The organism is Leifsonia sp. AK011, from assembly GCF_013410945.1.
GTDB lineage: Bacteria > Actinomycetota > Actinomycetes > Actinomycetales > Microbacteriaceae > Rhodoglobus.
The window spans coordinates 2215266-2227468 of record NZ_JACCCH010000001.1 but is presented as its reverse complement, the minus strand read 5'-3'; the positions used below and the strand labels follow the sequence as shown (position 1 = coordinate 2227468).

Below are 12203 nucleotides of genomic sequence, written 5' to 3'. Positions count from 1 at the left end.
AAATCTGGGAGTCGTCATGAACCTGAAGTCGCTCGTCGTGGGTCTGGTTTCGGTGAGCCTTGCGCTCGTCGCCGTGTCGCCTGCCACTGCAGCACAGTCCTCTGGTCCCGCGCTCGCCGCGACGGGCGCCGATCTCGCAGCCCTGCTCCCGTGGTTCATCGTGGGAGCTGTGATCGTCCTCGCGGGCGGCATTCTTCTGGTGGTTCGTTCACGCCGCAAGCCCGATGTGCCGCCGACAGCACCAGCAGCGCCGGAGCTGCAGCGAGGCGACAACCCGGAGGCGTAGGCCCACAGCTCAGAACACGTGGGTGTTCACGAAGTCGTTGCGGAACGTGCCTTCGGGGTCGAGACGCTCCGCGAGAGCGACGAAGTCGGGGAGGCGCGGGTAGCGGCTGCGGTCCACGGCATGGAAGAGCTTTCCCCAGTGCGGGCGGGCCTCGAAGGGTGCGAGCGTCTCCTCGATCAGTTCGAGGAGCGGCAGCACGGCATCCGGCTCCTTCTTCCACGTGAAGTGGATCGCGAGGGCATCCGTCTCGTAGGCCCCGCTGAGCCACAGCGAGTCCGCCGCCATGCTGCGCAACTCGCTGATGTGCAGGTGCGGCGTGATCCGCTCGCTGAGCGCCCGAATGGCGGCTACGGCCTCGACGCCGTGACGTCGCGGAACGATGTACTCGCTCTGCAGTTCGTTGCCGACGGAGGGTGTGTGGTCCATCCGGAAGTGCGGAAGCCTGTCGAGCCACGGGCCGGGCACGCCGCCCTGCTGGGTGGTGGCCTCGGTGGGCATGTCGTGGATCGGATGCCGCGCCCCGAGTGCTGGCGTCGCACCGTACAACGTCTGCGGTGGTCGGCGCTCCCCGATCACGGACTTCAGCCACACGCGGCCCACGTCCTCGCCCTGCCACTGCGTGAACACGCTCACGCTGTACGCACGGGCCATGATCGCGTCGAGGTTCTCGAGAAGGTTGGTCCAGGTGAGCCCCTCGTAGACGTCCTGGCGCACCTCGAACGTCGGCTCGATGTCGAGCGTGATGCTGCTGACGACCCCGAGTGATCCGAGCGAGACGATCGCCCCGTCGAAATCGGGGTCCGCTGGTGACATGGTCACGATCTCACCGCTCGCCGTGACGATGTCGAGGCCAGCAACGGCACGACTGAGCGTGCCATTGCCGTCCCCGGAACCGTGGGTCCCCGTCGCGATGGCTCCGGCCACGGAGATGTGGGGAAGGGACGCGAGATTGCGCAGCGCCCACCCTGCCTGGGCGAGCACCGGTGCGAGTTCGCCATAACGAACGCCACCGGAGAACGACACCGTTTCGCTCTCGACATCGATGCGAATGGCGGGGGGAAGTGCCTCGAGGCTCACGAGTTCTGCCGAATCGGCGAGGTCATGGAAGCTGTGCCGACTCCCGAGAGCGCGAATCCGAGGCGCCCTGGATACGACGTCCTGGAGTTGCTCGATCGTTCGTGGGGTGTGGAGAACGTTGGCGCGGTACTCGTAATGGCGCGCCCAGTTCGTGCCGACAGTCATGGTCTCAGGCTACTGGCCCGGCAGCGGCCAACAGCGCGACGACGATCAGGGCATCGACCATGATGAGGCGGAAGACGACGCGTGACTCCGGTCGGGTCCACACGAGCCACACGCACACGACCGCCACGGCAAGACTCGCGATGAAGCCGGCGACAGGAACCCATCCGGTGAGCCCGGCGCCAAACACGACGCTCGCGGATGCCCCGGCCAGCCCAGCAGCGATGAGCACTCCCGTCGCCTTGACGCCGATGCGGTGCGGTAATCCGCGAACCCCCGTGGCCCGGTCGTCCTCCAGGTCCGGCAGAACATTCGCACCGTGCGCAGCGATTCCGAGCAGACCGCCAGCGAGCACGACCCACGGTGACGCGAGCACCGGCTGTTCGGCGGAGAGCGAGACAAAGAGCGGGAGTGACGCGAAGCCCGCGAAGTACGGCACGACCGAGAACACGCTGCTCTTGAGGCCGGCGTTGTAGACCCACCCGGAGGCGAGGAACACGGCGTGGGCCGCGACGGCGGCCCAGCCGAGCGGGAGGCTCAGCACGACGGATGCCGCCGCGCACCCGATCGCGACCGCCCGGGCGGTACCGAGCGCCAGTTCCCCCCGCGCCACGGGCTTGTCCGCTCGGGAAGTCTCGCGGTCGCGACCGGCGTCGAGCCAATCGTTGGAGAGGCCGATCGAGAGCTGGTTCGCGAGGATGACGAGCCCGACGAGAACGGTGCGCCACACGTCCAGGCCCGCGCTGGCGGCGAGCACGATGGCCACGAGGGTCACGGCCACCGTGGGCAGCGGATGCGCGGCACGCAGCAGCGCGGGCATCCGGGCGGTCATCCCGTCATCGTATGCCCCGTGCCGTTGGACGGTAGGGGGTGGCGGGGGAAGCTCCACTCCTGCTTGAATCGGCCATGACCGTCTCCGTCAGTGATCTCCACGACATCACCATCGACACGCCCGTGGATGGCGCGAGCCCGGGGCTGCGCGGCGTGCTGGGCGTTCCCACCGGCGAGGGCCCCTGGCCTGCTGTCGTTGTGCTCCACGAGGCGTTCGGTGTCGACGAGGAGATGCGCAAGCAGGTCGCACACCTCGCCTCGCTCGGCTACATCGCGCTCATGCCCGACCTGTTCACCTCGGGCGGGATGATGAAGTGCATCCGCGCGACCATGAAGGCCCTCCAGACAGGAACGGGCAGGGCATACCGCGATATCGAGGCCGCCCGGCTCTGGCTGGCCGCTCGGGATGACACTACTCCCGGAATCGGCGCCATCGGGTTCTGCATGGGCGGCGGCTTCGCCATCATGACCGTCGCCGACTTCGACGTTGCCGCCGTGAACTACGGGATCCTCCCGAAGGATCTCGACGCCGCGTTCGAGCACTCCTGCCCGGTGGTAGCGAGCTACGGGAGCAAGGATGTGACGCTGAGGGGCGCGGCGGAGAAGATCGAGGTGGCGCTCACCCGCCGCGGCATCGAGCACGATGTGAAGGAGTACCCGGGCGCGGGACACGTCTTCCTCAACGAGGAACTGAACGGTCCGGGCTGGCTGCGACCGATCGTGCGTGTGATGAACTTCGGGCCGAAGCCCGCCGCCGCAGCGGACGCATGGCAACGGATCGATGCCTTCCTGCGGGCTCATCTCGTGCCCACCGCCGGCCGGAAGGAATGACGACGCCCGTGTGGTGTTGACTCTCACCATGACCAGAGAACAACGGCTGGTGCTCGCCATCGCCGTGCTCGCCTCCTTCGTCGCGTTCCTCGACGGTTCCGTGATCAACGTCGCGCTGCCCGCCATGAGCGAGGAACTCGGGGGCGGGCTCAGCACTCAGCAGTGGATCGTGGACGCCTACCTGATCACGCTCGGGTCCCTCATCCTGCTCGCGGGGTCACTCTCGGATGTCTTCGGCAGGATCGTGGTGCTCCGTGCTGGCCTGATCGGCTTCGGCGTGGCATCCCTCGCCATCGCCGTGGCGCCGAGCGTCGAACTCGTGATCGTGCTGCGCGGTGTGCAGGGGATCGCCGGCGCACTCCTGGTGCCCAGTTCGCTGGCCATCATCCTCTCGGCCTTCCGCAACGGTGCCCAGGCGAGGGCGATCGGTTCGTGGACGGCGTGGACGAGCGCGGCATTCCTCGCCGGACCCTTTTTGGGAGGCGTCTTCGTCCAGTTCCTGAACTGGCGCCTGGTCTTCGCCATCAACGTGCTGCCGATCGCCGTGACGCTCTGGCTCCTCTTCATCCTGCGGCAGCGGGACGAGCGGAAGCCGGACGCCCGCGTCGACATCCCCGGTGCGATCCTCGGAATCGTTGGCCTCGGCGGGCCGGTCTTCGCGCTGATCGAGCAGCAGAACTTCGGGTGGGGGAGCCCCGTCATCCTGCTGCCCATGATCATCGGTGTCCTGAGCCTGATCGCGTTCGTGTGGTGGCAGTCGAAGGCGAAGGCTCCCATGCTCCCGCTCGGCCTGTTCCGCATCCGCAACTTCTCAGTCGGCAACGTCTCAACCGCGTTCGTCTACAGTGCGCTCTCGATCAGCGGATTCATCGTCGTGATCTTCCTCCAGCAGGTTGCGGGGTTCACGCCGACGCTCGCGGCCCTCGCCTTCATCCCCGTCTCGATCGCGAACGTGGCGCTGTCACGATTCTTCGGTGGGCTGAGCGCGCGCTTCGGACCCCGGATCTTCATGACAGTGGGGCCCATCCTCGCGGGCATCGGCCACCTGCTGTTCCTGTCGATGGGGGAGAGCGTCAACTACTTCACCGACGTGCTGCCTGGTGTGCTCGTGTTCTCCCTCGGCATCTCCATGACCGTCGCGCCGCTGACTGCGGCCATCCTCGGCGACGTGCCCTCGAGCGAGGCCGGTATCGGGTCCGCGGTCAACAACGCGGTCGCGCGTGTTGCCGGCCTCATCGGCATCGCCATGATCGGCGTCGTGATCATGGGCCAGCTCGACGTGCCGAGTTTCCACCGCGTGCTCATCGTCACGGCCGCCCTGCTTTTCGCCGGTGGTCTGATCAGCCTCGCGGGCATCCGCAACCCCGCGCACGTGACGCAGGTCTAGCCAGTCATCGATCGCGCCGCGATGCACACTTCTTGACCGCTAGTCGGTGTTTTCAAGCCTCTGGTGGGGCGTGTCGCGAGCTTTGTGTGCAGTCGGACGCGGTGGGGTCGCTGAGCGGCGGTCTGGCGAGTGTTCAGCCCGAAGCCCATGTGGGCCCTAAACCCTCAGGATGCCGGCGGTTACGAGCTGCTCGGAGAGCCCGGCCCCGTCGGGCGCTGCGAGCCACGGCACGCCGACCTCGTCCGCCGCGCTGCCACTGCTGCGGCCACCAGCGAACACTGCCTCACCCGGGGACAGCTGGCGGATGGCGATCGCAGCGACGTTGTCGGGGTGTGCGAGGGCGAACTCGCGGTAGATCTGTTCGTCGTGCTGGCCATCGTCGCCGATCAGCAGCCACTTGGTCGTGGGGAACTCCCGGGCGATGCGCTCCAGGCTTGTGCGCTTGTGCTCCTGGCCGGAACGGAAGAACCGGTCGTGGGTCGGGCCCCAGTCCGTCAGCAGCATCGGCCCGCGCGGGTAGAGGTTTCTGCTCATGAACCGGCTGAGGGTCGGCGCGACATTCCATGCCCCCGTCGAGAGGTAGATGATGGGCGCGCCGGGATTGGCCCGCGTGAGGCGCTCGTAGAGCACCGACATGCCGGCGACCGGGGTTCGTGCGTGCTCGTCGAGCACGAAGGTGTTCCAGGCGGCGAGGAACGGGCGGGGGAGCGCGGTGACCATGACCGTGTCATCCACGTCGGAGATGATGCCGAACCCGGCAGCGGGGTCGACGACGAAGATGCCGGCGGTCACCGGGTCAGTGTCCGCCGTGGCCAGGATGACGGTGTTCCATCCGGGTTCCAGGTCCACGTCGATCACGGAATCGACGATGCCCGACCGGTCCGGCTGGAGGCGATGCTCGACTCCACCGATCGTCACGATCACCTCGTCGTCGACGGGGATGCTGAAGAAGCTGCGCCAGCCACGCACCTTCTCGGCGCGGCTCGGTGCGCCCGCCCCGCGCGAGAGGACAACCCGGCACAGGATGCGAGCCCACGATGGGGTGCCGTATCCCGCGTACGGGATGATCGTGGTGACCAAACCGCGGCGACGGCCTCGGCGCTCGCGCCACGCGTTGATCGAGTCCTCGATCCGCGCGGCTCGATGAAGGAGCGGCTCGGCCGCGGACGCGTTCTTACCCCGGGCCATGCCTCCAGTCTTACAGAGAGCCAGCCCGACGTCAGATCGCGCGAATCATGTCGGGCGAGTCCCCACGGATGGGCGAGGCGATGCGGTGGAACTCGAGCGCCTCGGCGACTGGGGTCGCGGCATCCACCATCGCCCCCACGAACGCCGCATCACCGACGGTCTTGGGGTCGACCCACGTCTCGATGAGATCCTTCGGCAGGGTGACGGGCGTTCGGTCGTGGACCCACGCGACCTCGCCGACGGCCTCGCGAGTGAGGATCGTCGTCGTGAGATGCCAGCGCTTGGGGTCGCCGTGCTCCTTCGCGGGGTCGGCCCACCACGAGTACAGGCCCGCGAAGTAGAGAAGACCCTCGGGCGGCTGGATGAAGTACGGGTTCTTCGCAGAGCCATCGTCATGCGTCTCGTAGTACCCGATCGCGGGGATGATGGCTCGCTGTCGCTTGACCGCGTCCCGGAACGACGCCTTCTCGGTGATCGACTCGCTGCGCGCGTTGAAGAGCGGATGCCTGCTGCGCAACTCCTTGGCGAAGCTCGGCGTGAACCACCACTGGGCCAACTCCGCACGGTGAATCGTGGGGCCCTCGGGCTCGGACCTGTCCACGAGAGTTTCGAGCAGGATCGGCACGGGATCGGTGGGGCGGATGTTGTAGGAGGGCCTCCAGTCGGCGCGCCAATCCTCCGGCGAGAGCCCCGTCGTCTCCACGAACTCGGTGATGAGTTCATTGACGGTGTCATCCATCGCGAACCTGCCGCACATGGCGCGCCCCTTCCGTCGCATCCGGTCGGAAAACGCGCCGGAGTGTGAACACTCTGTATCACCTTTCCGGGACCGCTGGGCGCTATCATAATTCTCAATCGAATAAGGAGTGGCCCGTGGCCGCGTACGACACCACCATCGAATTACCCGAAACCCGAGTCACCCTGCGCAACGAACCGGTGCAGGCGCGCAGTGCTGCGCGTCTCGGCGGACTTCTCGACGCCGCAGCGGCGATCGTGGACGAGATCGGCTTCGAGCGACTGACGACCGCGATGGTCGCCGAGCGTGCAGGAGCGTCGATCGGTACCGTGTACCGGTACTTCCCCGACCGCATAGCTGTCTTGCAGGCGCTCGGGGCACGCAACCTCGAGCGGGTGCTGAATCGCGTGGGCGACGAGGTACTCAAGCCGGAACATCCGGATTGGCTGTCAGCCCTCGCCGCCGCGATGGGCATCCTCGTCGAGGCATTCACCTCGGAGCCCGGCTTCCGGGGTCTGCGCGTCGGTGATGCGATCGACCTAGGGCCCGCCCCCGTCGAGCGGACCAACAAGTCGATCATCGCCGACCGCATGCTCGACGGAATCATCGTGCGCTTCGGGATCGAGGATTCCGAGGAGCTCCGTCTTCGCTTCGAGGCGGCGGTGGAGGTGTCGGACGCTCTTGCGACTCGCGCATTCCACGGTGACCCGAATGGCGACCAGCGCTATCTGCAGATCGGCTACGAAGTCGCCAGCATGATGCTCATTCCGTATCTGGGAGCGGTCCCCACCGAAAAGTAGCCCCACGCGGACATTCTTCGTTCAGGCAATCCGGAATGTCCGAGGCCTCGAATACGGTTGAAGCTGGAGAACTGACAGCCAACCGCGCCGTCGGGTGCGAGGAATGGGCCGTGGTCGATGATTGAGTTCCGGTCGGTAACGAAGAGCTTTGCGGACGGCACGACGGCCGTTGACGACTTCAACCTGGTGATCCCCGCACGCAAGACCACCGTTCTGGTCGGCTCCTCGGGGAGCGGCAAGACGACGCTGCTCCGCATGATCAACCGCATGGTCGAACCGAGCTCGGGGTCCATCGAGATCGACGGTGCCGACGTTCGTGATCGGGATGCCGTCCACCTCCGTCGCAGTATCGGCTACGTCATGCAGAACTCGGGCCTGCTGCCTCACTTCAAGGTCATCGACAACGTCGCGACCGTGCCCGTCCTGAACGGTGTGCCCCGCAAGAAGGCGCGTGAGCAGGCACTGGAGCTGCTCGATACCGTCGGCCTCCAGCGCGAGCTCGCCGACCGATACCCGAGCCAGCTCTCCGGCGGGCAGCAGCAGCGAGTGGGAGTAGCACGTGGTCTTGCCGCGAATCCGAACATCTTGCTCATGGACGAGCCTTTCGGTGCAGTCGACCCCATCGTGCGGGCCGAGCTGCAGCAGGAGACCATTCGCCTGCAGCGTGACCTCGACAAGACAGTAGTGTTCGTCACTCACGACATCGACGAGGCGTTCCTCCTCGGTGACCAGGTCGTCATCCTCGAGAAGGGTGCGCGCATCGCGCAGGTCGGCAGCCCGACGGAGATCGTCGAGAATCCGGCGAGCGACTTCGTGGCGAGCTTCATCGGAATCGAGCAGGGCAAGAGGGCCCTCAGCATCCGCCGCACGGATCGGGGTGCCATCCTCGTCGACGGAGCGGGCAGGGCGGCCGGAGTGCTCGTCGAGGGTGAGGCCTCTCCGTGAACTGGGTCACCAACAACCTCCCACTGATCTGGGATCTGACCCTCAAACACCTCGTGCTGGCGGTCCCGCCCATCGTGCTCGGGTTCCTCATCTCGATCCCTCTCGGCTGGTTCGCCTATCGCTTCCGCCTCACGCGCGGCCTTCTCTTGACCCTCGCTGGCCTTCTGTACACGATCCCGTCGCTTGCGCTCTTCGTGATCCTTCCCCCGCTGCTCGGCATCAGCTTCCTGAGTTCCCTCAACCTGACGATCGCCCTGACGCTCTACGCGATCGCGCTCATGTCGCGTTCAGTGGCGGATGCCCTGGCCAGTGTCGACCCGGCGGTGCGGGATTCGGCGACCGCCGTGGGCTTCAGCTCCTGGCGTCGTTTCTGGGTCGTGGAGTTCCCGCTCGCGGGACCCGTCGTGCTGGCGGGTCTGCGGGTGACTGCCGTCAGCACGATCAGCCTCGTGCCCGTGGGAATCCTCATCGGCGTGCAGAGTCTCGGCTATCTGTTCACGAACGGCTACCAGCGCAACATCGTCGCGGAGATCCTCGTCGGCGTGATCATGGTGGTGATTCTTGCGCTCGCTGTTGACGCCCTTCTGGTGCTCGTTGGACGCATGCTCATGCCGTGGGCACCCCGCAGGCGATCGCGCCGTGAGCTCGTGCGCGCGAGTTCGCAGGAGCCGATTGCGGGAGGCGCGGCATGAACCTCTTCGCTGAAGCCCTCGCCTGGATCTTCTCGCCAGACCGGCTCGTGGACAACGTTCCGCTCCCCACGTTGATCGTGCAGCACCTCTACTTCACGTTCCTGTCCGTGATCATCGCCGCCGTGGTTGCCATTCCGGTCGGGTACCTGATCGGCCATACGGGCCGGGGCAGGGAGCTGGCGGTCGGGCTCTCCGGTGCTGCGCGAGCCGTGCCATCCTTCGGTCTCATTCTCCTGTTGGTTCTCGTGATCGGCGTGACCCAGAAGCCTTTGGCGGCATCCATCGCCTTCGTGCTCCTTGCCATTCCCTCGATTCTCGCGGGAGCGTATGCCGGGCTCGAGCAGATCGACAGACGCGTCATTGATTCCGCCCGATCAGTGGGGATGACCGAGTGGCAAGTGTTGTGGAAGGTGGAGATTCCGCTTGGCCTGCCGCTCCTCATCGGTGGCCTTCGTGCCGCCACTCTCCAGGTCGTGGCGACCGTGACGCTCGCCGCGTATATCGGGCTCGGAGGCCTCGGTCTCCCGATCATCGAGGGTTTGGCCCTGCGTCGCTTCGACCAGATGCTCGGAGCCGCGCTCGTAATCGTCGTGCTCGCACTTGCCCTTGACGGCCTCTTCGCGCTCCTGCAGCACCTCGTGGTGCCGCAGGGAGTTGCGGGAAGCCGGTCGAAGAACGTCCGCACTACGCCAACCCGGCGTGCTGCGGTGATGGGGACCCCCATCCAAGAAGGAAAGAGATAAAGATGTTCACAGCAAGGAACAAAGGCCGACTCGCTCTCGGAGCAGTCGTGGTCGGGGCGGCATTGGCCCTGTCAGGGTGCGCTACAGGTGATCCGCTGGACCCGAGTACGGATGGCGGTTCCACGGACACGATCGTGATCGGGTCCCAGGCCTACTACTCCAACGAGATCATCGCGGAGATCTACGCGCAGGCCCTGGAGGCAGAGGGCTTCACCGTGGAGCGCAAGTTCCAGATCGGCCAGCGCGACGCCTACCTGCCGTCGCTCGAGTCGGGAGAGGTCGACCTCTTCCCCGAGTACACGGGCAACCTGCTCCAGTTCTACTCGCCCGACACGACGGCCACGACGTCCGACGACGTCTACGCCGAGCTCCAGGAGGTGCTCCCCGAGGGCCTCGTGGTTCTCGACCAGTCCTCGGCCACCGACCAGGACTCCTACAACGTGACCGCAGCCTTCGCCGAGGAGAACAACCTCACGTCCCTCGTCGATCTGGCCGCTGTGAGCGTGCCCCTCACTCTCGGTGGCCCCGCGGAGCTTCTCGAGCGTCCGTACGGACCGAAGGGCCTCCTCGAGAAGTACAACGTCGAGGTCGCCTTCCAAGCCACGGGTGACACCACCGTTGCCGACCTTCTCGCGGGTACCGTCAACATCGCCAACGTCTACAGCGCCGACCCGCGCATCGAGACGGACGACCTCGTGACCCTGCTCGACCCGGATGGTCTGTTCCTGGCATCCAACGTCGTTCCGCTCGCGAACGCCGACATCGCCGACGAGATCGCGCCCGTGATCAACGCCGTGAGCGCAGCTCTGACCCCCGAGGGTCTTGTCGCACTCAACGTGCAGTCGCAGGTGGACGAGCTCTCGAGCGCCGACATCGCGTCGCAGTGGCTCGAGGCGAACGGCCTCGGCTAGGTAGCAGGCTCGAGGCGAACGGCCTCGGCTCAGCACTTCCGGTACGCGGATGCCCGGTGGAGCCTGACGGCTCGCCGGGCATCCCGCGTTAACGGATGCTCAGGCCTCCGTGTCCCGCTCGGCACTGCGCTCGAGCAGGCGCTTGACGACGAAGACCACAACCAGGAACGCCGCGATGATGCCCACGAAGATGTAGCCCGCGTAGTGCAGCCGGTCGAGCAGGTCGCGGAAGCTCCCCGCGGCGAAAGCCCCGGCGGAGACGTAGGCGAGTGTCCAGATCACCGTCGCGGGAACGGTCCACTTCAGGAACCTGCGGTAGGTCATGGTGCTCATACCCACGGTGAGGGGCACGACGGAGTGCAGCACGGGCAGGAAGCGCGAGACGAAGACCGCCACCCCTCCGCGCCGGTCGACGTAGCGTGCGGCTCGAGCCCAGTTCGCCTCGCCGATGCGGCGACCGAGGCGCGATGCCCGGATGCGCGGCCCGAAGAATCGACCGAGCGCGAAGCCCACGCTCTCTCCGACGAGGGCCCCGAGGATCACGGCGACGACCAACGCCCAGTACTCGACCCACCCATCGACGGCTGTCGACGCGACGAGCACGATCGTGTCCCCGGGAACGACGAGCCCGATGAGCACGGAGGTCTCGAGCATGATGCCGACTCCCGCGAGAATGGTCCTCAGCACCGGATTGACTGACTGCACGAGGTCGAGCACCCACAGCAGGGCCGAGTTCAACCACGCCGCGAATCCATCGGTCGGTGCCTCCGCGAGCACGGCGTGGAGCGCGCTCGTTACGTCGACTGCGAGTGGCACGGTGACAGCCTAGATGGGGCTCCTGAGCGCGACCAGACGCGTGCGCCAGGCGGCGAGGCGGCCGGGCAGCTCAGCGAGCTCGGGTCCATTCACCCAGGATGTCGCGATCCGGATCCCGTGGAGAGCCGACACCGCCCACAGCTCCGTGCCGTCGAGCTCAGCCGGAGTCACGGCCTCCTCGAGGGTGTCGATGCCGATTGCCGAGGCGAGCGTGAGAACCGTGCGCGCGGTGACGCTGTTCACCCGCTCGAACTCGAGGGGAGGAGCGCACAGGATCTCCCCTCGCCACCACAGCAGGCCGCTGTACGCGCCCTCGACAACGTAGCCATCGGGCGTGAGGATCACTGCCTCGTCAGCGCCGACCGATTGAACGGAGGTGCGGATCCTCAGCATCGCCTCGAGGTCCGGGCCCTTGATCGATGGCGCGGTGCGCGGATCCCTGCCGGTCCACGTGGCCAGCACCGCCGAGCGACGCCTCTCGGGCGAGCTTCGCAGCCGGAACACGAGCCGGGGGCCGCCGTCGCGCGAGTGCAGTTCGACCCGGGGGAACCAGTCACCCTCGCGGGGAATGAGTTCGATCGCGGCATCCCAGAAGGCGTTGACGTCCAGATCGCCGAGCGCGCCGGCCGGAATGCTCTCGATGAACCGCTCGCGATGGAGTTCGAGGCCCAGGGCCCTGCCTTCGCTCACGAGCCACGAATCGGCGACCTCCATGCGGGTCTGAGTCATGTCGCAGTACTCGAGGGCTTCGAGCCCGCCGTCACCCCGCCACCGGTAGATCGAGTCCACACTCATAGG

The 12203-nt window shown here is 66.6% G+C and carries 14 protein-coding genes; 8 read left to right on the top strand and 6 right to left on the bottom strand.

Features of this window, described 5'->3' with window-relative positions:
- Positions 1 to 16: 16 nt before the first annotated feature.
- Positions 17 to 286, top strand: coding sequence for a hypothetical protein (locus tag HDC94_RS10835; protein WP_179497447.1), 270 nt, complete (start codon positions 17 to 19; stop codon positions 284 to 286).
- 9 nt (positions 287 to 295) lie between these two features.
- Here HDC94_RS10835 and HDC94_RS10830 read toward each other — a convergent pair whose 3' ends face one another.
- Complete coding sequence (locus tag HDC94_RS10830; RefSeq protein WP_179497445.1) at positions 296 to 1528, bottom strand: FAD-binding protein; 1233 nt, start codon at positions 1526 to 1528, stop codon at positions 296 to 298.
- Positions 1529 to 1532: 4 nt separating this feature from the next.
- A complete protein-coding gene (locus HDC94_RS10825; RefSeq protein ID WP_257021655.1) occupies positions 1533 to 2357 on the bottom strand; it encodes a UbiA family prenyltransferase in 825 nt (274 codons plus the stop codon).
- A 74-nt stretch (positions 2358 to 2431) separates the two neighbouring features.
- Here HDC94_RS10825 and HDC94_RS10820 point away from each other — a divergent pair, with 74 nt between their 5' ends.
- Both HDC94_RS10820 and HDC94_RS10815 read left to right on the top strand, forming a co-directional pair.
- Positions 2432 to 3187 (top strand): dienelactone hydrolase family protein, encoded by a 756-nt coding sequence (locus HDC94_RS10820; RefSeq protein WP_179497443.1) that lies wholly within the window; start codon positions 2432 to 2434, stop codon positions 3185 to 3187.
- 28 nt (positions 3188 to 3215) lie between these two features.
- The gene (locus HDC94_RS10815) at positions 3216 to 4574 is read left to right on the top strand and encodes an MFS transporter (protein ID WP_179497441.1); all 1359 of its coding nucleotides are present in this window, start codon (positions 3216 to 3218) and stop codon (positions 4572 to 4574) included.
- Between the two features lie 156 nt (positions 4575 to 4730).
- Here HDC94_RS10815 and HDC94_RS10810 read toward each other — a convergent pair whose 3' ends face one another.
- Positions 4731 to 5762, bottom strand: a complete 1032-nt coding sequence (locus HDC94_RS10810) for an App1 family protein (protein ID WP_179497439.1) — start codon at positions 5760 to 5762, stop codon at positions 4731 to 4733.
- A gap of 31 nt (positions 5763 to 5793) precedes the next feature.
- A complete protein-coding gene (locus HDC94_RS10805; protein WP_179497436.1) occupies positions 5794 to 6519 on the bottom strand; it encodes an SOS response-associated peptidase in 726 nt (241 codons plus the stop codon).
- Between the two features lie 116 nt (positions 6520 to 6635).
- Here HDC94_RS10805 and HDC94_RS10800 point away from each other — a divergent pair, with 116 nt between their 5' ends.
- The 5 genes from HDC94_RS10800 (at position 6636) to HDC94_RS10780 (ending at position 10589) form a co-directional block, all read left to right on the top strand.
- Positions 6636 to 7298 carry a TetR/AcrR family transcriptional regulator gene (locus HDC94_RS10800; RefSeq protein ID WP_179497434.1) on the top strand — a complete coding sequence of 221 codons (663 nt, stop codon included), beginning with the start codon at positions 6636 to 6638 and terminating at the stop codon, positions 7296 to 7298.
- 117 nt (positions 7299 to 7415) lie between these two features.
- Entirely contained in the window at positions 7416 to 8243 is an 828-nt protein-coding gene (locus HDC94_RS10795) for an ABC transporter ATP-binding protein (RefSeq protein ID WP_179497433.1), read from the top strand.
- Positions 8240 to 8935 (top strand): ABC transporter permease, encoded by a 696-nt coding sequence (locus HDC94_RS10790; protein WP_179497432.1) that lies wholly within the window; start codon positions 8240 to 8242, stop codon positions 8933 to 8935. The genes HDC94_RS10795 and HDC94_RS10790 overlap by 4 nt, the downstream gene beginning before the upstream one ends.
- Positions 8932 to 9678, top strand: a complete 747-nt coding sequence (locus tag HDC94_RS10785) for an ABC transporter permease (RefSeq protein WP_179497431.1) — start codon at positions 8932 to 8934, stop codon at positions 9676 to 9678. Before HDC94_RS10790 ends, HDC94_RS10785 begins: the two co-directional genes overlap by 4 nt.
- A gap of 2 nt (positions 9679 to 9680) precedes the next feature.
- Entirely contained in the window at positions 9681 to 10589 is a 909-nt protein-coding gene (locus HDC94_RS10780; RefSeq protein WP_179497430.1) for an ABC transporter substrate-binding protein, read from the top strand.
- 99 nt (positions 10590 to 10688) lie between these two features.
- On the opposite strand, the gene HDC94_RS10775 is transcribed toward HDC94_RS10780, so the two are convergent.
- Both HDC94_RS10775 and HDC94_RS10770 read right to left on the bottom strand, forming a co-directional pair.
- Entirely contained in the window at positions 10689 to 11327 is a 639-nt protein-coding gene (locus HDC94_RS10775) for a DedA family protein (protein ID WP_179499037.1), read from the bottom strand.
- 87 nt (positions 11328 to 11414) lie between these two features.
- Positions 11415 to 12200, bottom strand: a complete 786-nt coding sequence (locus tag HDC94_RS10770) for an aminotransferase class IV (protein ID WP_179497429.1) — start codon at positions 12198 to 12200, stop codon at positions 11415 to 11417.
- Between the last annotated feature and the right edge of the window lie 3 nt (positions 12201 to 12203).

What these genes read in the sequence shown, in the direction of transcription:
- HDC94_RS10835 (WP_179497447.1), top strand. Translation starts at nt 17, where the DNA reads ATGAACCTGAAGTCGCTCGTCGTGGGTCTGGTTTCGGTGAGCCTTGCG.
- HDC94_RS10830 (WP_179497445.1), bottom strand. Translation starts at nt 1,528, where the DNA reads ATGACTGTCGGCACGAACTGGGCGCGCCATTACGAGTACCGCGCCAAC.
- HDC94_RS10825 (WP_257021655.1), bottom strand. Translation starts at nt 2,357, where the DNA reads ATGACCGCCCGGATGCCCGCGCTGCTGCGTGCCGCGCATCCGCTGCCC.
- HDC94_RS10820 (WP_179497443.1), top strand. Translation starts at nt 2,432, where the DNA reads ATGACCGTCTCCGTCAGTGATCTCCACGACATCACCATCGACACGCCC.
- HDC94_RS10815 (WP_179497441.1), top strand. Translation starts at nt 3,216, where the DNA reads ATGACCAGAGAACAACGGCTGGTGCTCGCCATCGCCGTGCTCGCCTCC.
- HDC94_RS10810 (WP_179497439.1), bottom strand. Translation starts at nt 5,762, where the DNA reads ATGGCCCGGGGTAAGAACGCGTCCGCGGCCGAGCCGCTCCTTCATCGA.
- HDC94_RS10805 (WP_179497436.1), bottom strand. Translation starts at nt 6,519, where the DNA reads ATGTGCGGCAGGTTCGCGATGGATGACACCGTCAATGAACTCATCACC.
- HDC94_RS10795 (WP_179497433.1), top strand. Translation starts at nt 7,416, where the DNA reads ATGATTGAGTTCCGGTCGGTAACGAAGAGCTTTGCGGACGGCACGACG.
- HDC94_RS10785 (WP_179497431.1), top strand. Translation starts at nt 8,932, where the DNA reads ATGAACCTCTTCGCTGAAGCCCTCGCCTGGATCTTCTCGCCAGACCGG.
- HDC94_RS10780 (WP_179497430.1), top strand. Translation starts at nt 9,681, where the DNA reads ATGTTCACAGCAAGGAACAAAGGCCGACTCGCTCTCGGAGCAGTCGTG.
- HDC94_RS10770 (WP_179497429.1), bottom strand. Translation starts at nt 12,200, where the DNA reads ATGAGTGTGGACTCGATCTACCGGTGGCGGGGTGACGGCGGGCTCGAA.